This is a genomic window from Eikenella halliae, from assembly GCF_001648475.1.
Classification (GTDB): domain Bacteria; phylum Pseudomonadota; class Gammaproteobacteria; order Burkholderiales; family Neisseriaceae; genus Eikenella; species Eikenella halliae.
Window position 1 is genome coordinate 43337 of record NZ_LXSQ01000009.1, and the last position, 19011, is coordinate 62347.

22 protein-coding genes and 2 pseudogenes are annotated in these 19011 nt (G+C 57.2%); 17 read left to right on the forward strand and 7 right to left on the reverse strand.

Going from position 1 to position 19011, the window contains the following annotated elements; genetic code table 11:
- The first annotated feature begins 1 nt into the window (after position 1).
- The 13 genes and pseudogenes from A7Q00_RS03700 to A7Q00_RS13855 all read left to right on the forward strand — a co-directional run bounded on the left by A7Q00_RS03700 (position 2) and on the right by A7Q00_RS13855 (position 7084).
- The gene (locus A7Q00_RS03700) at positions 2–424 is read left to right on the forward strand and encodes a phage GP46 family protein (RefSeq protein ID WP_064089285.1); all 423 of its coding nucleotides are present in this window, start codon (positions 2–4) and stop codon (positions 422–424) included.
- Positions 414–1421: a baseplate J/gp47 family protein gene (locus tag A7Q00_RS03705; RefSeq protein ID WP_064089286.1), complete on the forward strand. Its 1008-nt coding sequence runs from the start codon at positions 414–416 to the stop codon at positions 1419–1421. The genes A7Q00_RS03700 and A7Q00_RS03705 overlap by 11 nt, the downstream gene beginning before the upstream one ends.
- A complete protein-coding gene (locus A7Q00_RS03710) occupies positions 1412–2008 on the forward strand; it encodes a YmfQ family protein (RefSeq protein WP_082887734.1) in 597 nt (198 codons plus the stop codon). The genes A7Q00_RS03705 and A7Q00_RS03710 overlap by 10 nt, the downstream gene beginning before the upstream one ends.
- A 255-nt stretch (positions 2009–2263) precedes the next feature.
- Positions 2264–2581, forward strand: a pseudogene (locus tag A7Q00_RS14280) (tail fiber protein); the annotation flags it as partial.
- A 762-nt stretch (positions 2582–3343) separates the two neighbouring features.
- Positions 3344–3970 (forward strand): DUF4376 domain-containing protein, encoded by a 627-nt coding sequence (locus tag A7Q00_RS03720; RefSeq protein ID WP_245637518.1) that lies wholly within the window; start codon positions 3344–3346, stop codon positions 3968–3970.
- Entirely contained in the window at positions 3967–4446 is a 480-nt protein-coding gene (locus tag A7Q00_RS03725) for a hypothetical protein (protein ID WP_064089289.1), read from the forward strand. Before A7Q00_RS03720 ends, A7Q00_RS03725 begins: the two co-directional genes overlap by 4 nt.
- On the forward strand, positions 4439–4978 hold the full coding sequence (locus A7Q00_RS03730; protein WP_064089290.1) for a hypothetical protein: 540 nt from the start codon (positions 4439–4441) through the stop codon (positions 4976–4978). The genes A7Q00_RS03725 and A7Q00_RS03730 overlap by 8 nt, the downstream gene beginning before the upstream one ends.
- Entirely contained in the window at positions 4975–5364 is a 390-nt protein-coding gene (locus tag A7Q00_RS03735; protein WP_064089291.1) for a hypothetical protein, read from the forward strand. The genes A7Q00_RS03730 and A7Q00_RS03735 overlap by 4 nt, the downstream gene beginning before the upstream one ends.
- 262 nt (positions 5365–5626) lie before the next feature.
- The gene (locus tag A7Q00_RS03740) at positions 5627–6175 is read left to right on the forward strand and encodes a TIGR02594 family protein (RefSeq protein ID WP_064089292.1); all 549 of its coding nucleotides are present in this window, start codon (positions 5627–5629) and stop codon (positions 6173–6175) included.
- Between the two features lies 1 nt (position 6176).
- On the forward strand, positions 6177–6341 hold the full coding sequence (locus A7Q00_RS13360; protein ID WP_156503724.1) for a hypothetical protein: 165 nt from the start codon (positions 6177–6179) through the stop codon (positions 6339–6341).
- Between the two features lie 76 nt (positions 6342–6417).
- Positions 6418–6585: a photosystem I reaction center subunit PsaK gene (locus tag A7Q00_RS12735; protein ID WP_082887735.1), complete on the forward strand. Its 168-nt coding sequence runs from the start codon at positions 6418–6420 to the stop codon at positions 6583–6585.
- A gap of 6 nt (positions 6586–6591) precedes the next feature.
- Positions 6592–6930: a hypothetical protein gene (locus A7Q00_RS03745; protein WP_064089293.1), complete on the forward strand. Its 339-nt coding sequence runs from the start codon at positions 6592–6594 to the stop codon at positions 6928–6930.
- Entirely contained in the window at positions 6914–7084 is a 171-nt protein-coding gene (locus tag A7Q00_RS13855; RefSeq protein ID WP_168166235.1) for a hypothetical protein, read from the forward strand. Before A7Q00_RS03745 ends, A7Q00_RS13855 begins: the two co-directional genes overlap by 17 nt.
- A 46-nt stretch (positions 7085–7130) precedes the next feature.
- Here A7Q00_RS13855 and A7Q00_RS03750 read toward each other — a convergent pair whose 3' ends face one another.
- The 3 genes from A7Q00_RS03750 to A7Q00_RS03760 all read right to left on the reverse strand — a co-directional run bounded on the left by A7Q00_RS03750 (position 7131) and on the right by A7Q00_RS03760 (position 8311).
- The gene (locus A7Q00_RS03750) at positions 7131–7343 is read right to left on the reverse strand and encodes a transcriptional regulator (protein ID WP_064089294.1); all 213 of its coding nucleotides are present in this window, start codon (positions 7341–7343) and stop codon (positions 7131–7133) included.
- 11 nt (positions 7344–7354) lie between these two features.
- Positions 7355–7876 carry a hypothetical protein gene (locus A7Q00_RS03755; RefSeq protein WP_156503725.1) on the reverse strand — a complete coding sequence of 174 codons (522 nt, stop codon included), beginning with the start codon at positions 7874–7876 and terminating at the stop codon, positions 7355–7357.
- Between the two features lie 75 nt (positions 7877–7951).
- Positions 7952–8311 (reverse strand): hypothetical protein, encoded by a 360-nt coding sequence (locus tag A7Q00_RS03760; protein WP_064089296.1) that lies wholly within the window; start codon positions 8309–8311, stop codon positions 7952–7954.
- 191 nt (positions 8312–8502) lie between these two features.
- Between A7Q00_RS03760 and A7Q00_RS14025 the strand changes: the two genes are divergently transcribed.
- A complete protein-coding gene (locus A7Q00_RS14025; protein WP_064089307.1) occupies positions 8503–9171 on the forward strand; it encodes a DNA-methyltransferase in 669 nt (222 codons plus the stop codon).
- A gap of 33 nt (positions 9172–9204) precedes the next feature.
- On the opposite strand, the gene A7Q00_RS03770 is transcribed toward A7Q00_RS14025, so the two are convergent.
- Positions 9205–10356 (reverse strand): tyrosine-type recombinase/integrase, encoded by a 1152-nt coding sequence (locus tag A7Q00_RS03770; protein WP_064089297.1) that lies wholly within the window; start codon positions 10354–10356, stop codon positions 9205–9207.
- A gap of 178 nt (positions 10357–10534) precedes the next feature.
- Here A7Q00_RS03770 and dusA point away from each other — a divergent pair, with 178 nt between their 5' ends.
- On the forward strand, positions 10535–11488 hold the full coding sequence (gene dusA / locus A7Q00_RS03775; RefSeq protein WP_245637519.1) for a tRNA dihydrouridine(20/20a) synthase DusA: 954 nt from the start codon (positions 10535–10537) through the stop codon (positions 11486–11488).
- 385 nt (positions 11489–11873) lie between these two features.
- Here the strand turns inward: dusA and yccS are convergent, their stop codons facing one another.
- The gene (yccS, locus tag A7Q00_RS03780; protein WP_064089299.1) at positions 11874–14069 is read right to left on the reverse strand and encodes a YccS family putative transporter; all 2196 of its coding nucleotides are present in this window, start codon (positions 14067–14069) and stop codon (positions 11874–11876) included.
- 581 nt (positions 14070–14650) lie between these two features.
- On the opposite strand from yccS, the gene pnp reads away from it, so the two are divergent.
- Positions 14651–16756, forward strand: a complete 2106-nt coding sequence (gene pnp, locus A7Q00_RS03785) for a polyribonucleotide nucleotidyltransferase (protein WP_064089300.1) — start codon at positions 14651–14653, stop codon at positions 16754–16756.
- Between the two features lie 364 nt (positions 16757–17120).
- On the forward strand, positions 17121–17615 hold the full coding sequence (locus A7Q00_RS03790; protein ID WP_064089301.1) for a winged helix-turn-helix transcriptional regulator: 495 nt from the start codon (positions 17121–17123) through the stop codon (positions 17613–17615).
- 301 nt (positions 17616–17916) lie between these two features.
- On the opposite strand, the gene ampD is transcribed toward A7Q00_RS03790, so the two are convergent.
- On the reverse strand, positions 17917–18516 hold the full coding sequence (gene ampD, locus A7Q00_RS03795; RefSeq protein WP_064089302.1) for a 1,6-anhydro-N-acetylmuramyl-L-alanine amidase AmpD: 600 nt from the start codon (positions 18514–18516) through the stop codon (positions 17917–17919).
- Positions 18517–18703: 187 nt separating this feature from the next.
- A pseudogene (locus A7Q00_RS03800) lies at positions 18704–19011 on the reverse strand (IS630 family transposase); the annotation flags it as partial.

Consider the following 19011-nt stretch of genomic DNA (forward strand, 5'->3'; position numbering starts at 1 on the left):
TATGCTGGGACTGATGCCTCAAGCAGACGGCGGCAGCCGCCTGTTGTTTGCCGGGGTGGATTGGCTGAAATCGGCAGTATGGATGAGCTTGGGCACCGACCGCCGCGCCGAAAACGACGATGTACTGCCCGGCGGCGACGGCGACAAGCGCGGCTGGTGGGGCGACAGTTTCCGCCCGCGCCGTATCGGCTCGCGGTTGTGGCTGCTGGAACGGCAGAAAATTACTGCCGATACCTTACTGCGGGCGGAGGAATACGCCGCCGAGGCGCTCGCCTGGCTCACGGAAAAGAAAATCGCAGCGGCGGTGCGGGTGCGGGCGGAACGGCACACGCTCACTTGTGCAATGTTGTATATCGAAATCGAAAAAGACGGCGGAGAAATCCGCCGTTTTGATTATTTGTGGAGCGTAAATCATGGCGTTTGAACGACCAAGCCTGCCGGAATTGTGCCGGCGGGTGGAATTGGACATCAGCAGCCGCCTCTCGCCCTACCCGCATCCGCAGGAAGGCGATGTGGCGGCAGTATTCGGTGCGGCTTTGGGGGCGGCATCGCACCTCTTGCACGGGCATTTGGATTGGATTGCCCAACAGATGCTGCCGATCACCGCCGCAGGCGATGAGCTCGACCGCCACGCCCGCACCTGGCTTACCGTGCCGCGCAAGCCAGCCGCGTTTGCCAGCGGGCAGGCCACTGTGTCCGGCAGCCTGCCTTTGGTGGGTGATGAGCTGCGGCGTGAAGACGGCGTGCGCTATTCGGTGCGCGCTGTTGCCGGAAATACAGTGTTGCTGGATGCGTTGGAGCCGGGCCCGGCAGGCAACGCCAGCGCCGGGGCAGTGTTGCGCTACAGCGGCGGCACGGCCACGGTGGATAGTGGCGGGCTCTCCGGCGGCGCGGCGGCAGAAAGCGACGAAGAGCTGCGCGAACGCTTGCTGCAGCGCATCCGCAACCCGCCGATGGGCGGTAGTGTGGCGGACTATATCCGCTGGGCGCTCGAGGTGCCGGGTATTGCCCGCGCCTGGGTTAAGCCAAACAGCGGCGAGATTAACCACGTGGTGGTATATGTGGCAGGCGGCGACAGCATCGTGCCCAACAGTACGCTGCTGGATGCGGTGCGGCAGCATTTAGAGCTGCTGCGCCCGGTAACGGCGCGGGTGTCGGTTGTTGCTCCGCGCCTGAAAACCGTGGCGCACCGCATCAAGGTTTATCCCGATACCGCCGCCGTGCGGCAGGCGGTGGAGAGCTCGCTGCGCCTGTTTTATCGGCGCGAAGCCTCGCTGGGCTCGGTTATCCGCCTCTCCCGCATCAGTGAGGCGGTTAGTTTGGCGGCGGGCGAAACGCACCATATGCTGCTTGCGCCCACAGCGGATGTGGTGTGTGAGCAAGACGAAATCGCGGTGCTGGGAGGTATCTCGTGGACTTAAGCATCAGGCAGGCTGCCTACCGCAGCCAACTTACCGCGCTGCTGCCCCCCGGCCGTGCCTGGGCAACCGAATCCGACCCGGCGCTGGCCGATTTTATTGCTGCGCTGGCATTAGAGCTGGCCCGTATTGAGCAACGCGCCACCGAACTGCTGGCGGAAGCCACGCCATACGGTGCATACGAAACGTTGCCGGAATGGGAAGCTACCGCCGGGCTGCCGGATGAATGCAGCGCAGCGGCCGCCGGCGATATTCAGGCGCGGCGCATGGCGCTGGTGGCGCGGCTGGCCGGTGGCGGTGCGCAAAGTAAGGCGTTTTATTTGCACCTGTTGCGCGTATCGGGACAGCCGCAGGCGGAAATTACCGAGTTTTTCCCGGCCACCTGCAATGATGACTGCAACGCCGCGCTGTACTCCGACAACGACAGCTATTGTTGGGCGGTATCGCTGCACGGCAGCGGAGACCACCGCCCGGCTAATTGCAACGATGATTGCAACAGCCCGCTGCAGCTGTATCAAAGCAGCGCCATTGAGTGCGTGCTCAACAAGCTCAAACCAGCACACACTTATCTAATTTTTAAATATGTTTAGGAGCGATTGATTATGCAGCGGATTTCTACTTCTTCAGCCGTTGCCGACCTGTTCGGCAGCGGCAAATCCGGCTTTAGAAACGGCGATTTACCGCGTGGGGTGCTGCCTACGGCGTTTAACGCCGAATGGTGCAACCATGTGCAGGAGGAGATTTGTAATGTGATCGAGGGTGCCGGCGTGGCACTCAATCCCGATAAGCGCGACCAGCTGCTTGCTGCCCTGAAAAAGCTGATTGACGAGCAGGCAGGCGGCAAAGGCCTGCCAGTTGGCGCAGTCATCGGATTTCCGCGCGCGGTTACCAGCCCCGAAGGCTACCTGAAAGCCGACGGCAGCACCTTTAATCAAGCCACCTATCCCGACCTGCACCGTGTATTGGGCGGCAACAAGCTGCCCAATCTCACACGCTCCGACATCGGCATGACCGCCTATTTTCCGTTTGACGACATCCCGGACGGCTGGATTAAGTACGACGAGATTGCTGTCAAGGTAACGCAGTCCGCCTATCCCGAGCTCTACCGCAAGCTGGTGGCGCAGTACGGCTCAATCGATGCCGTGCCCAAGGCTGACGACCGCTTTATCCGCAATGCTTCAGGTAGCCTCACAGTCGGCACGCAACAGGGCGACGCCATACGGAATATTAAGGGTACGTTTTCGATGCTTGAATCTCGCGGCACAGAAACAACCGGGGCGTTTAACAAACAAAGCGCCACGCTGACCCCGAGTTCATTTCGCTCTCCGGGGCAGGGTGCGAACTTTGTGCTGGAATTTGATGCCGCCCGCTCTGTGCCCACGGCGGATGAAGTGCGCCCTAAAGCCATCGCAATGGTGCTGTGCATCAAGGCTAAAAACAGCCTGGACGACGTGGTGCTGTGGATTAAGGCTTACGGCAAGGTGACCAACGCCGGTGTGCTGGATGCCTCTACATTGGCCGCCGGGCTGCAAAACAAGTCCGACAAGGGGCACACCCACCGCGCCGCCGAAATCAGCGACTTTGCCGAGGCGGTGGCCGCGCTCACCGTGCACCAAAAAATCGGCACGTTTGATATTTGCAAGCTGCCGGACGGCACGCAAATCGAATCTGGCACGGTACGCATCCAAAACCACAACAACAACCCGACAGCCCGTGTGCTGACATGGCCGCTGGCCTTTATCAGCGCCCCGGTGGTGGTCGCCACCCTGTCCGCCCCGGAAGGCAACGCGCGCGATATTTGGGTAACCATTGACAGCAGGCAGAGCAACCAGTCGGCTGTGTACTACTGGTTGCACGAGCAGATTTATAACACCCCGGATGTGACGGTTAATTTTGTCGCCATCGGGCGTTGGAAATAGGAGCAGATGATGACTGTGTATTACTACCAAAACGGATTTTTGCACACCGACGGCATGCCGCCGGAAGGCGCGGTCGCCCTCACCGCTGCCGAGCATGAGGCGCTGGTTGTCGGACAATGTACCGGACAAATCGTAATGCCCGGCAAAAACGGCAAGCCTGTATTGGCTGACCCAGCGCCCTGTCCCTCCAGCACTTGGGATGGCGAGCAATGGCATATCGACCCAGCTTGCGCCGCCCAGCTTAAGGCAGAGCAGCAGGATGAAATGTGGGAGCGCATCAAGGCCAAGCGCTACGACAACCTGCGGCACGGGGTGTTTGTCAAAAGCGTAGGCAAGTGGTTTTACACCAACAATGAGAGCCGCACCCAATACATCCTGCTGCGCACCATGAAAACGCTACCGCCGAATCTGAAGTGGAAAACGATGGAAAACGATTTTGTCCTCATGACCCGCGAGCTGCTGGATGAAATGACTACGCAGATGGTGGTGGATGAACAGGCTGATTTTGCCAATGCCGAACGCCATAAAGCCGCCATGCTCAAAGCCGAAAACCCGCTGGAATACGATTATTCAGACGGCTGGACAGTCAATTATGAACAGCCCGCCGCCGAGCTTGAGGAGGTTGCCAAATGAGCCAGCGTCCGATTTATCTCGCCTTGTACAAAGGCCGCCGTGACGGCTCCGGCTGGCGCGTATGGTGCGCCCGAGCCACCGACTGGTTCACCCGTGTTTTGACACGCGGGCGGTACTCACATTGCGAGCTTGCCGTCAAGCTACCTGAAACGGCAGACGGGCAGGAATACGCGTGCTACTCCGCCAGTATCCGTGACAAGGGCGTGCGCAGGAAAACCATGCCGCTGCCGTCTGCCAAGTGGGATTTGATTGCGCTGCCGGATAGCGTTGGCGAGCGATTGCATGGTTTATGGGAGGCAACCCAAGGCCAAGGCTACGACCTGCCCGGTGCGTTCGGCGTGGTGTTCGGGCTACCTGAAAACCGCCGCCGTTGGTTTTGCAGCGAGTGGGTGGGCAAGGCGTTGGGGTTGTCCGAAAGCTGGCGGTTTTCGCCGAATGATTTAGCCGCTATTTTTAAAGGAGAGCATCATGTTTGAGCGAGCGAAAACTTGGTATAACCGTTTGACTTCCTGCCGCTTTTGCAGATATGTGAAAGCGGCTTTGTCTTGGGCGTGGAATCTGCGCTTTTTGCCGGATTCGGCGCGGCGCTGGGTGTTTGGCACGGGCACGCGGGCGCTGCAAATCGTCAATATCGGCTTTTTGCTGGTTTGGGCTTGGGTGTTTGGCGTAAACGGTTTTGGCTCGCTGCCGCTGTGGACGGGGCTCACTAAATTGCCGCGCTGGTTTGTGGTGCTCATGCTGTTGCTGCTGGCGCTGCTGTCGGCGTGGTCGATGTGGAGCAGCAGCCCGCGCAGTCATGCGGTGGGGGTGGGTGCGCTGCGGATTACGCCGCTGATTTGGCTGCTGCTGGCAACCAGTTTTTGGGTGCGGCATACGCTGGCGGCACAGGTGGTGGGCTATGTATTCGGCATTTGGAGCTTGGCGGTTTGGCTGGTGGGCGAGCATTTGCAGGATATGTTGCGTGATGAGAGACAGGCCGCGCAGACGGCCGGAAAGAAGGCATCGTGAATGATTTGCTTGCGGGATTTTTTGCCAGCAAAACACTGCTGGCGGTGGTGGGCGCGTTTGTCGGCTCGCTGCGGGTGTCGATGCGTGCCAAAGATAAAAGCACCTCGGCCAAGTGCGGCGACCTGATTGCGGCGCTGTTTTTGTCGCTGGCAGTGGTGGACGACCTCACGCCCAAGGATATGCCGCGCTTGGCATTGATGGTGGGGATACTGGCCGGGACGATGTGCGATGTGCTGCTGGATTCGGCACGCGCGCTCTCGCCCGATACGGCGGGCGGTATCTTGGATTTTGTGCTGGGCAAGCTGGGCTACCACCGCCAGCCAGCCGCCGAGAAGCCGCCGGTGGTGGTGGCGGATGATGACGAGCCGCCACCGCCACCGGAATAGTTTTGACGACCGCCGCCTCTGCCCGCTGTATCCGAGTACGCGGCGGTTATTACTTCAGGCTACCTGAAAACCAGTTATTAAGTAATCCTTTATAACTGGCATAAGGCTACCTGAAATGCAAAAATTAAACCGTTTTAAAACAATGGTATATATTTTAATTAGGTGGATTTACACCTATTTTGCGCGTTTTGAGGCTACCTGAAAAATCAAAGATTTATGTTTCTGCCCGCCATTGTGCGGGCTTTTTTGTTGGAGGTTAAAAATGACGAAACAAACCGAATTGCCGTGGATTGCCAAGGCGAAAAGCTATCTTGGATTGCGTGAGATACCGGGCCCGCAGCACAACCCGGAAATCCTGCGCTGGCTGGTGAAGTTTGGCGGCTACAACGGCGAAGAGAAAGCCTGGTGGAAAAACGACGAGGTGGCTTGGTGCGGGTGTTTTGTTGGCGTGTGCTTGGGCGAAGCTGATCGCTTTGTCGTGCCGCAATGGTATCGCGCGGGCGCGTGGGCGGATGAACACTACCTTACCCGCTTATCCAAGCCGGCCTATGGCTGCCTGGCAGTCAAAAAACGTACCGGCGGCAATCATGTGATGTTTATCGTGGGCAAAGACAGACAAGGCCGCCTGATGGGTTTGGGCGGCAACCAAGGCAACCGCGTGAGCATCATCCCGTTTAATGCGGCGGAATTGAGCTTTTGGTGGCCGAGCTACTGGCGCGATAAGCAGTGCGTTAAATCCGAGCCAGCGGCCATCCGCTACGAGCTGCCGATAGTAGATGCCACCGGCAAACAGGGCGAAAGCGAGGCATAGTATGGCGGATGAGTGCACAGCCGACTGGGTGCGCCGCATGATTGCCGAGCAAGAGGCGGCGCTGGCAGATGCTAAAGTCATCGGCGATGCCTATGCCGCCCAGCACGCGGAGCACGAATTGCGTAACTACCGGCAGTTTTTGGCGCGGCTGGAACAGGCTGCCTGAAAAGCGAAACCCCGCAAACTGGGCTGGTTTGCGGGGTTTCTGTATTCAACCTTTGAGCGGAAAGATTGAAAACTGTATGAATGATAAACGATTTACTTTCAAAATGCTAGGAGTATTTTTGATGGAAGCAATGAATGTGAGTCCAAAAGAAGTGCGTAAAACCTTCTGGCACGTTGTGGGCGGCTTGATATTGCTGATTTTGGCTTTCAGGCTGCCTGAAATTTTGGCCGTATTGTTGAGGTAAGAAACGATGTGGATAGTTAAATATTGGAAACCGCTTGCCATTGCCGCCCTGCTGGCGGCGGTGATTGGCGGTGAATATTGGTATGGCAGGCAACGCTATCAGGCGGGCTACGATGCGGCCACGGCGGCCATCACTGCCAAGATGATAGAGCAGCATCAGCAGCATCAAAAGACCGCCCGGGCGGCGAGTGTGGAATATCAACAAACCAAGTCCGAACGGGACGAGAAAGTGAGAGTACAGCGTGAAGTGGTACAAAAAATTATCGAGCGGCCTGTGTATATTGACGATTGTACTGATGCAAGCGGGGTGTCAGTCCTCAACGCCGCCATTGCCGAACGCCGTTGAGCCACCTGCCGACTTAGCTACGCCCTGTCCAAGGCTACCTGAATTATCCGGCACAACGGGCAAGGTGATGCTGCCGTGGGCGCTGGAGGTGGTGCATCTGTATAACGACTGCGCCGCCCGGCATGATGGCCTGATAAAGGCGTGGCCGAAATAGGACAAGCCCGAACGGGTAAGCAATCCTTACTGGTTCGGGCTTTGTTTTATGCCTGTCCGATATGCTCCAACAGCCGCAGCCATTTGGTGTATGGCATATCGGCGTGGTTGGGTGCGCCGACAGGTGTTTCCCAACGGGATACGGCCACCCAGTTTTTTGTGCCGGTGATGTCGGCTGCCTGTTGCAGGGTGAGATTGTATTGTTCTCGCAGGGCTTTGAGGTTGGCTGGCGTGTAGCCCAACTCGGGATTGTCAATCATGCGATTACCTGTTATTTGGATTGGTACGGCGATTTGTACAAGCGCATATCAAATGCCATCTGCTCCTCTAAGCTGGCGGGGCGTTTGAAATTAAGCATCTCTGGGTCATCTATTTTGTCCATCAACTCAGCTACGCTAGGGTTGTTGATGGGCATTTCGCGGCGCTGGGTAATCAGTCCAAGCGCTTTAAGCGGATTGTGCGTGGCATACCGCGCCACATTGCTTGGGATTTGTGCCTTATCCTTGTAGATGACTAGGAGTAAGTCCGCAATCCACTCAATGGCTTTTAACCGCACCGCTTTTATTGGCTCGCTACCCGTCAAATGGGCTGGGATTAGCGCGAAAACTTCAGTGGGTGCCACTACTGCCACCTCCGCGCCCGATTGATGTAGCTCAGCCAACACCCTACTGGCTTCAGTTGCCGCATCCTGCGGGGTTAGGCCGCAACGCACACCGCGCTTGGTGTCGTTTTCGGAAAACAGGTCGTAAATATAACCTTTTCCGCGTTGCTCAATAATCATGGTTGTTTTCATTTTTTACTCCAAAATGACAAGTTACCGCCGTTCCCCGGCGGTATGGGTTGCCGCCCATTTGGGCGGCGCGTGAATTTAGGCGATGATGATATTTTGCAATGCTTCTTTGTGCCAGTTGCCGTTAAAGCCTTTTAGCCTATCTATGTAGTGTTTGGCATCGGTATGGGCAAAAAACGCATCGAATTGGTTTTGGATTTTAGCCGTCCAGCCATCAAGGGCTGACTCCATGCGGGGGTCGGTGGTATCTACGCCTTGAGGTAATTTCAGCCCGTAAAGGTTATCCGCATCAAGCCAAAAAGCCGTAACGGAATCCAAGATATCATTAGCCCAAGCCACTTGTTTTTCTGAGCCTGACAATACTGCCGGGCGGTTAATGCTAATCGGCAACATAGCGAATCGGTTATTGCTGCCAAAATCGCGAATTTCGTATTTCATTTTTTTATCCTTTACTTGGTTAGTCCAAATCGCTCCCTGATTTGGTAGGGTGGCTGGCCTTGTTGCCTGTCCATGTGTGTATTATGTATCTTTTAAGGATACATTGCAAGCGTTATTTTGAGATTTTATAGTTAATTTGTGTAAATGATACGCCACCGGCTCCACCGGTGGCTTTGCTTTGGGTGTGCGAAATGATTAAGCAAGAATTTGCCGGCGCAACGCTCTACTTGGGCGATTGCGCCGGCCTTTTGCCGGCGGTATTGGCTGAAAACAAGGTGGACGCGCTGATTTCCGACCCGCCATATGAGCTTTCTGCCGCCGGTGGCGGAATCGGCAGACAACGGCAATACATGGCCGACATCGACCGGCATTTGGACGGCGGTTTTGATGTAGGCTTGCTCGGACAATTTGAAAACTGGTTTGTGTTTTGCACCAAGGCGCAGCTGGTGGATTTGTTCGCGCAGGCGGAAAGACAAAATTTGCGCTGGCAGCTGCTCACCTGGAACAAGAAAAATCCTACCCCGCTTACTTGTAACAACTACCTGCCGGACACGGAATACATGGTGCACGCCTTTAAAAAACACGTTTGGGAGAGCAAAACCCGTTTTGTGGTGGGCAACGTGGAGAAAAATCCCTTTGACCATCCCACAGTAAAGCCGCTGTATGTGATGTACAAGGCCATTGCCAGCGCATCCGCGCCGGGCGATTTGGTGCTTGACCCGTTTATGGGCACAGGCAGCACTGGCGTAGCAGCTTTGCAGCGCGGTCGGCGCTTTATCGGTATCGAGCGCGAGCCGAAATATTTTGATATTGCCTGCCAGCGCATCGAGCACGCGTTGGCGCAAGGGCAGTTGTTTTGATTTCAGGCTACCTGAAAAAAGGCTACCTGAAAATTATGGCTTGACCGCCGCGCAGGCATTGGCGATGGCCTCGGCAAAGTCCAGCCTGTCGCCCCGACGCCGCAGATTGACGTAGCGCTGTAGGCTGCTCCAGCTGTCGTGCAGGGTGGTGCGCTGGATTTGCGGGATGGTGGCGCCGTCTTCTGCCAGCCGCGTTGCACCTTCGTGGCGCAGGTCGTGGAAGCGCAAATCTCGGATGTCCAGCACTTTGCAGGCGCGGGTGAATTGGGCGCTGATGGTGGTGGCTTTGAGCGGCACAAGGCTGCCCGGGCGTCCGCCGAGTCGCGCCATGCCACGCTGCACGTTATCTTGCAGCAGCTCGTCGATTACCTGCAGCGCCGCCGGGCTGATAACAAATGATTTATCGTTGCCCCGGCTGCCGTCTGGGTGTTTTACATCGTGGATCAGCCATTCGCCGTGCTCACGGTCAAAATCGGCCAGCATCATGCGGCATATCTCATCTTGCCGGCGGCAGGTGTAAATTGCCAGCCACATAATCAGGTGCATGGGTACGGCGGTTGTTTTCCGCCCGGCATACGCCTGATAAAAATGGTTGGTTAGGCTCTGCAACTCTTCGCTGCTCGGTAGGCGGTTGCGGATGGTAGGGCGGTCAACTATCCTCCCCCTTTCCAGCCCCTCGAGGGCAAAATCAATCTCTTGCCAGCTAACCTTTAGATTCCAAACATAAAATGCGTGTTTGATTACCACGCGGATATACTGTATATCCTGCAAAATAGTGGGCGGTTTTACCGGCTTTAATCCTAATTCCGGCAGGCCGTTTCGGCGCTGTTGGGCGAATAAGGCCACCTGATCGCGCGTAATTTTATCCAGCGGCAGCGCGGCAATCCGAAAGCCGCGCAGAAACAACAGCCCCTGTTTTTTGCTGCGACCAACTGCCGGCAGCTCGGCTAGGTAGCTATCGATGGCGGCGGCAAGGGTTGGCATCCGCATTTTTTGGATGCCAAATATCAAATCCGGGTTTGCCTCAATCTCCGCTTCGCGCCGCTTGAGCCATTCGGCGGCTAGTGCTTTTTTGGTAAATGTTTTAGACTCGTTATAAGCGGGCACACCCGCCTTTTTTATGCGGACTTGCGCCCGATACACCACTGCCCCGCTGGGGTTTGTGCGCTTTGTGATCGTTCCCATATTTGCACCATCGGCGAGAAATTAAAAAATGGTGCATTTATGGTACAACAAATAATCCGAAATAAGCAAAAATAAACCGAAATAATCCGAAATGATACAAACCGAAAATCTAGAAAAAGCAAATACAAACAAGCAAGATGCTGATTATATTGGCACACGCCGTCTTGCAGTAGCCCCGATGCTGGACTGGACAGACCGGCATTATCGCTACATGGCACGCCAAATCAGCCGCCATGCCTGGCTCTACACCGAAATGATCCACGCCGGCGCCATCATCCATGGCCAGGCCGAGCGTTTTTTAGGCAAAGACGAAAGCGAAAACCCGGTTGCCCTGCAGCTGGGCGGCAGCACCCCGGCCGATTTGGCCAAGGCCGCCGCCATCGCGGCAGGCTGGGGCTATGACGAAATCAACCTCAACTGCGGCTGCCCCAGCCCGCGCGTGCAAAAAGGCGCGTTCGGCGCCTGCTTGATGAACGAAGTGGATTTGGTGGCCGATTGCCTCAACGCCATGCAGGAAGCCGCGCCCGATTGCGCCGTAACCGTGAAACACCGTATCGGCATCGACCGCCAAACCGAATACCAAACCGTATGCGATTTCGTGGGCACGCTCGCCGACAAAACCGCCTGCCGCACCTATATCGTTCACGCCCGCAATGCCTGGCTGGAGGGCCTTTCGCCCAAAGAAAACCGCGATGTGCCGCCCTTGAAATACGACTATGTTTACCGCCTCAAGCAGGATTTCCCCCGGCTGGAAGTCATCATCAACGGCGGCATCAAAACCAATGCCGAAATTGCCGAACACCTGCAACACGTTGACGGCGTGATGATTGGCCGCGAGGCCTATCACAACCCCATGCTGATGCAATCGTGGGACAGGCTGTTTTACGGCGAAAGGCTGCCTGAAACCGATTTCGACACCCTGATTCCCGCGCTCTACCGCTATATGCAGCGCTCGCTCGCCGCCGACCCCGGCCTCACCATCCGCCACATGCTGCGCCACTACCTCGGCCTGCTGCACGGCCGCAACCATGCCCGGGTGTGGCGGCAGATGCTCTCTGATGCCAGCCTGCTGCAAAGCAACCGCCCCGAATTGATTTTGGAAGCATGGGAGAAAGTTTCCGCCGGGGTTTAACTGCATAAACAAAGGCTACCTGAAAACGTAGCGAAGCGAAGTTTCTGCGAAGCTAAAGTTTCAGGTAGCCTTTTGCTTGGGCGCGTGTTTGAGTAGCGGCATGATTCGGGACAGTATGGCCGGGCTGCCGGTGCAGGCTACCTGAAAACCCTATATAGCAATGTGGCCTCCGACGGAAGCCGCGTTTTAACTGCGTGGCAGCGGCACTTCACTGTGCGGAAAATCTGCTGCGTTTTTGATTTCGTAGAAACTACGTTAGCTGTGCAGAAATTCCGCTTCGCTCCGTTTTAGCTTCGCAGAAACTCAGCCTTGGCTTCGCCAAGACATCGCTTTAACTTCGTTGAAGCTTACGCTTTCAGGTAGCCTTTTGGGCGCGAAGCATTGCCTAACCGCTGGTGTCCGCTGCGGTTGCCTGCCGCGTTTCGGTTTGGGTGCCATCCGCGTCTTGCAAGGCTTGGTAGGCGGGGAGCAGGAGTTTGATGATCAGGGTGAGCTGCTGCCAGAGGGTGTGGGCGTGGGGGCTGGCGCTGCTGTCGGGGCGCAGGGCGGTGAGTTGTTGGCGCAGGGCGCTGTAGGCTACCTGAAATTCGGCTTCGGCCAGGCCGGGCAGTTGTTCGAGCAGGCGGGCGGTTTCATTAGCGGCCCGGGCGAAGGCGGCTTTGAAATCGGGTTCGATTTGGCCGGGGCTGAGGCGGCTGCGGTAGGCGCCGAGGGCGGAGATATAGCCGTTGACGGCGTAAACGGTTTTGAGCAGGGTGAAGCCGCCGGGCAGTTGGGCGGCGTATTTTTTCGGCTCGCCGGACATGTCGGAAAGGGTGCTGCTCAGTTGGGCGGCGCGTTCGTGGGCGCGGCGGCGTTCGACGCGGTAGGCGGCATCGTCGCAATGGCCGCCGTATTGAAGCTGGCCGGTGATGCTTTTCAGGTAGCCTGCGTTGCCGGCGAGGGCGCGTTGGGCGGTGCGGGCGAGGGAGAGATAGCGCCAGTCGGGCCAGAGCATGGATACGGCCCACCAGGCCAGCGCGCAGCCGACGATGGTGTCGAGCAGCCGCCAGGGCAGGGCGTCGGTGCCGTGCAGGCCGGCGATGTTGAGGTTGGTGAGGGCTTGGATGGTGATGAAGAAGGTGGAGTAGCTGTATTTGTTGGTGCGGAAGAAGAAAAACAGGGTGCCGGAGGCGGCCACTACGGCCAGCTGGGTGGCGAGCGATGGGGTGAAATAGGGCAGCAGCGAGCCGACGGCTACGCCGGCCAGCGTGCCGACCACGCGCTGGATAAGGCGGCTTTTGGTGGCGGAATAGTTGGGCTGGCACACGAATACGGCGGTGAGCAGCACCCAGTAGCCCATGGGCAGCTTGAGGCTTTCCACTAAGGCGATGCAGAAGAACACCACAATGGAAAGCCGCACGGCGTGGCGGAATACGCCGGATTCGAAGCTGAGGTGGCGGCGTAGGGCGGCCAGCCGGTTTGCCCAGCCGTCGGCATCTTCGCGCACGATGCGGGTTTGCTCGCTGGCTTCGGTGTAGTCCGCTTGCTCGCCGGCCAGGTGGGTGAGCTGGTAGTTGATGCCGTAGAGGTTGTCGATGAGACGGCGCAGGCTGCGCGGGCTTTTATCGGCTTGGGTAGATTGGTGGTGCTGGAGCGAGCGGCGGATGCCTGCGGCTAGTTTGTCCAGCTTGGCATTGTCTGGCGCCGTGCTGCCACGTTGCAGGCTGTGCGCCACGTCGCGGCAGGCCTGTGCCTGCCATTCGATCAGCCGCTGGATGCGGAAGATGAGGTCGCTGTGGCTGAGCTCGGCCACAAAACGGCGGTATTCGCCGATGTAGCTAGAGCTGGCGCGCTCGTGGATGTCTTGCGCGGCAAAGTAGTAGTGCAGCATACGGGCGGTGCGCGGGTGGCGGTGCTGGCCGCGCATGCGGTAAAACAAGGCGCTGCGCACTTGGTTGAAGGCGGCGATTACTTTGCCGTTTTGCATGGCCAGCGCGATTTGCCGCTGCTCGAGCTGGTCGGTGTCGTCGGGGTCGAAAAATTGGGCTTTGATGTCGAGATAGCCCGCGAGCTCGGTATAGGCGGCGGCCATGCTGTCTTGCACGGGGCGGTGCGGCAGGATGAGGTGCAGCAGCAGGGTGTTGCCACTGTAGAGCAGTGTGCCGCACAAAATCAGCAGGGTGTTGGCATACCAAACCATGCTGTGGTTGATGGTGAGGATGGTATAGAGCGCCACCACCAGCGTGCCGAAGGAGACGGTGCGGTAGCGCAGGCTGATGGCGCCGGACAGGGTAAACACGAAAGTGAGCAGCGTCATCGCGGGCAGAAACAGCAGCGGCCGGCCGAACGTAAACTGCACGGTGAGCGAGGAAACGCTGAAGGCGGCAATGGTGGAGAGCAGGTTTTGGATGCGGCCGGTAAGGCGGTTGTCCAAATCCACCAAGCCGCCGGCAATCACGCCGAGCACCAGCGGCATACACATCAGCGGCTTCTGCCAATACCACACGGCCAGCACGGCCATGCACATGCTAACCAGCATCGGCAGCGCGGCCAGCACGCGCGCGGAAAGCCATTTGAGCCGGGATGGGATAAGGGGCATGGTGGAATAAATGAAGGATGAGTGGGGAAGGGCGGTATTTTAGCGCAGGCAGCGCAATATGAGCGCGGTTTTGGGGTGTTGGCTTAGTTAAAATTGCGTTTTCAGGTAGCCCTATTGCCGTAGAGGCTACCTGAAAACGGAAACCGCGTGCGTGCATTCCGCACACGTCCTACCCAAGCGAGCCAAGCCCTCTCAAATAGAGGGGCTTGGTTTTAACTTCGTTGAAGCTAACGCTTTCAGGTAGCCTGTATGGCTGAGGCTACCTGAAAAACGGATTATCTTGATCGATAGCCCAAGTACTTTTTTATTTATGCGGCTCTGCCTCCTCTTGCGGTATTACACGCTGCTTGCAACGCCTCGCTTGGCAAGAAAAAATAATTGCTTTTAGCTATATACGGTGCAATCGTTCCGGCAGCGTGTTAGAATGCGCGCCGGTTTCGGGCTGCGCTTTCAGGTAGCCTCAAACCTTTGTTTTATTTCCAACCTGCCCTGCCTGTCTGAAACCCTAACCATGCGCCTGCGCCCGTGCGGGCTTATGTTTAGTGTTTTAGCGGCAGCGGCCTTCTTCTAAAGGAATCTTAATGTTTAACAAACACGTCAAATCCTTCCAATACGGCCAGCACACCGTCACCATCGAAACCGGCGAAATCGCCCGTCAGGCTGCGGGTGCGGTAAAAGTATCCATGGGCGAAACCGTGGTGCTGGTGGCCGTTACCGCCAATAAAGAAGTGAAAGCCGGGCAGGATTTCTTCCCGCTCACCGTGGATTATCTGGAGCGCACCTATGCCGCAGGCAAAATCCCCGGCGGCTTCTTCAAGCGCGAAGGCAAACAGAGCGAAAAAGAAATCCTCACCAGCCGCCTGATCGACCGCCCCATCCGCCCGCTGTTCCCTGAAGGCTTCTTCCACGACATCCAAATCGTGGCCACGGTGGTATCGGTTGATCCGGAAATCGATTCCGACATCCCCGCCATGATCGGCGCTTCTGCCGCGCTGGTGTTGAGCGGCGTGCCTTTCGCCGGCCCCATCGGCGCCGCTCGCGTGGGCTACCTGAACGGCGAATACGTGCTGAACCCGACCAAAACCCAGCTGGCCAAATCGCAGCTGGATTTGGTGGTGGCCGGCACCGCGCAAGCCGTGCTGATGGTGGAATCCGAAGCCCAAATCCTGCCCGAAGACGTGATGCTCGGCGCCGTGGTGTACGGCCATGAGCAGATGCAGGCCGTTATCCGCGCCATCAACGAGCTGGCCGATGCGGTCAACCCCGAAGTGTGGGACTGGAAAGCGCCCGAAACCGATGCCGCCCTGGTGGCCAAAGTGCAGGAAATTGCCGGGCAAACCGTGGCCGAAGCCTTCAAAATCCGCCAAAAACAGGCGCGTACCGCCAAACTGGACGAAGCCTGGGCCGCTGTTGAAGCTGCGCTGATTACGGAAGACACCGACACCCTGGCCGCCAACCAAATCAAAGGCATTTTCAAACATTTGGAAGCCAACGTGGTGCGCAGCCAGATTCTGGCCGGCCAGCCGCGCATCGACGGCCGCGACACCCGCACCGTGCGCCCCATCAACATCCAAACCGGCGTACTGCCGCGCACCCACGGTTCCGCCCTCTTCACACGCGGCGAAACCCAAGCCCTGGCCGTGGCCACCCTCGGCACCCAGCGCGACGAACAAATCATTGATGCCTTGAGCGGCGAATACACCGACCGCTTCATGCTGCACTACAACTTCCCGCCCTATTCCACCGGCGAATGCGGCCGCATGGGCGCGCCCAAACGCCGCGAAATCGGCCACGGCCGCCTGGCCAAACGCGCCCTGCTCGGCGTGCTGCCCTCGCCCGAAGAATTCAGCTACACCATGCGCGTGGTGTCTGAAATCACCGAATCCAACGGCTCTTCTTCTATGGCCTCCGTGTGCGGCGGCTGCCTGAGCCTGCTCTCCGCCGGCGTGCCGCTCAAAGCCCACGTGGCCGGTATTGCCATGGGCTTGATTTTGGAAGGCAACAAATTCGCCGTGCTCACCGACATCTTGGGCGACGAAGACCACCTCGGCGACATGGACTTCAAAGTGGCCGGTACCACCGAAGGCGTTACCGCCCTGCAGATGGACATCAAAATCCAAGGCATCACCAAAGAAATCATGCAGATTGCCTTGGCACAGGCCAAAGAAGCCCGCCTGCACATCCTCGAGCAGATGAAAGCCGCCGTGTCCGGCCCGCAGGAGCTCTCGCAGCACGCCCCGCGCCTCTTCACCATGAAGATTAACCAAGACAAAATCCGCGACGTTATCGGCAAAGGCGGCGAAACCATCCGCGCCCTCACCGCCGAAACCGGCACCGAAATCAACATTGAAGACGACGGCACCATCACCATCGCCGCCGTGAATGTGGAAGCCGTGGAAGCCGCCCGCAAACGCATCGAAGAAATCACCGCCGAAGTGGAAGTGGGCCAGGTGTACAACGGCGTGGTGATTAAGATTTTGGACAACAACGTCGGTGCCATCGTATCCGTGATGCCTGGCAAAGACGGCCTGGTGCACATCAGCCAAATCGCCCACGAGCGCGTGAAAGACGTGAACGACTACCTCAAAGTCGGCCAAAACGTGCGCGTGAAAGCGCTGGAAGTGGACGACCGCGGCCGCGTCCGCCTCTCCATGAAAGCCCTGCTGGATCAAACCCGCGAGCAATAAGCGCAGGCTGTAGGGTCTGTCGACACTTAATAGTTTCCGTGTCTTTTTGCCCCCAAGGCAGCATCTTCCACGTTGGAAATCCTCGCAAGGTGTCCAACCTTGCTGCGGTTTCCGCCTTGAATCTGCCGCCTTGGGGACAAAAATCCATTTGGAAAATTAAATGCCAACAGACCCCAGAGAAAGCAAAGGCTACCTGAAAACTTTTTCAGGTAGCCTTTATTTGAAACCACAGAGAAGCGATTTCATAGTGGATTAAGATAAGAATGGGACGAGGCGACTGGCTGCAGACGAGACCTATGTATGGTACGGCCAGGCAACACAGCAGCATTCTTATTTCAATTCACGATAATGATAGGAGAAGCCCATGCCCAACCGCCCCACATTCAAAGAAGCCGACAGCATTGACCACCGCATCCTCAAGCTCTTGCAGGAAAATGCCCGCCTGAGCATGACCGAGCTGGCTGAACGCGTCGGCCTGTCCGCCACCCCCGTCACCGAACGCGTGCGCCGCTTGGAGCGCGACGGCTACATTAGCGGCTACCACGCCCGCCTCAATCCCGCCCGCTTGGGCTATGGCTTGCTGGTGTTTGTGGAAATCAAACTGCATTCCAAATCCGGCGATATTTTTGAAGAATTCCGCCGCGAAGTGCTGAAAATCCCGCAAATCCTCGAATGCCACCTTGTGTCCGGCGAATACGACTACCTGATCAAAGTACGCCTGCAAGACATGTCCGCCTACCGCGACATGCTCGGCAAAATCCTGCTGCAACTGCCCTCTGCCGTGGAAAGCCGCAGTTATGTGGTGATGGAGGAAGTGAAGGAAAACGGGCCGCTGGCCTTGGAGGATTGGGAAGGGTAAACCGAAGGCTACCTGAAAGCGTAAGCTTCAACGCAGTTATAGTGAATTAACAAAAACCAGTACAGCGTTGGCTCGCCTTGCCGTACTGTTTGTACTGTCTGCGGCTCGCCGCCTTGTCCTGATTTTTGTTAATCCACTATACCTGAAAGCGTAAGCTTCAACGAAGTTAAAACTCAGCCTTGGCTACGGGACATCACTTTCAGGTAGCCTTGGGTTGTGCAAGCACGCGGGGAACAGGCCGATGCTACGAAGTTTGCGGCTGCCGAGTTGGCGATGGCTACCTGAAAAGCTATGCGGGTTTTCAGGTAGCCTGTGTTGCGGCGGCTGGGGCGTTTTGTCTATCTATTATCCCTTCCGCCAGCACCAAGCCTGCGGCGGCCAGGCGCGGCCAGTCGAAGAAGTGGCCGGGGTCGCTTTTGCGGCCGGGGGCGATGTGTTGGTGGCCGGTTACGGCTTCGATGGGGTAGTGTGCCGCCATGCTGTGCAGCAGAGGAATCAGGGCTTGGTATTGCGCCTCGGTGAACGGTTCGAAATCGCAGCCTTCCAGCTCGATGCCGAGCGAAAAAGCGTTGCAGCCGCTGCGGCCGCGATATTGCGACACGCCGGCGTGGTGTGCCGCGTCGTTGCCCGACACAAACTGCACCACCTGCCCGCTGCGTTCAATCAAAAAATGGCTGGACACGCGCAAATCCACCAGCTGCGGGAAAAACGGGTGCGCCTGCGGGTTGATGCGGTTGGTGAACAAATCGCGGATGGCGCTGCCGCCGTATTCGAAGGGCGGCAGGGAGATGTTGTGCAGCACCACCAGCGAAACGGTTTCGCCGGCGGGGCGGGGTGAGAAGTTGGGCGAAGGGCAATGCACCGCGCCCTGCCACCAGCCGTTGTGCCAAGTTGTGGTCATGATGGGGTTCCGAAGGGGAGAGAAGGGGATTATAGCGGGTTGGCAGGGCAGGCTACCTGAAAAGTGGTTGTAGGTTTGGCATGATTGAGAGAGGTAATCTCCAGGTGTGGGAAATAGAAAATTAGTAAGGTGGCATCACAAAGAGAAGATTATTGATATTTGATTGAATTTAAAAACAGTATTATAGTCAATTAAAATAAAAATAGGACAGTAACGCATCGTCAAATCGGGCGTAATCAGACAATACGGTTCGAAGATACCGCTTAATATTCGCCCACACCTTCTCAATCGGGTTGAGTTCGGGTGAATAAGGTGCAAGAGGCAATACCTTATGTCCCAATTTTTCTGCCATTTCCCGTAAGACACCCATACGGTGAAATCGTGCATTATCTAAAATAATCACCGATTTTTGAGTCAATGCGGGCAGTAGGCATTGCTGAAACCACGCTTCAAAAAAGACTCCGGTCATCGTATTTTGATAAACCATCGGAGCAA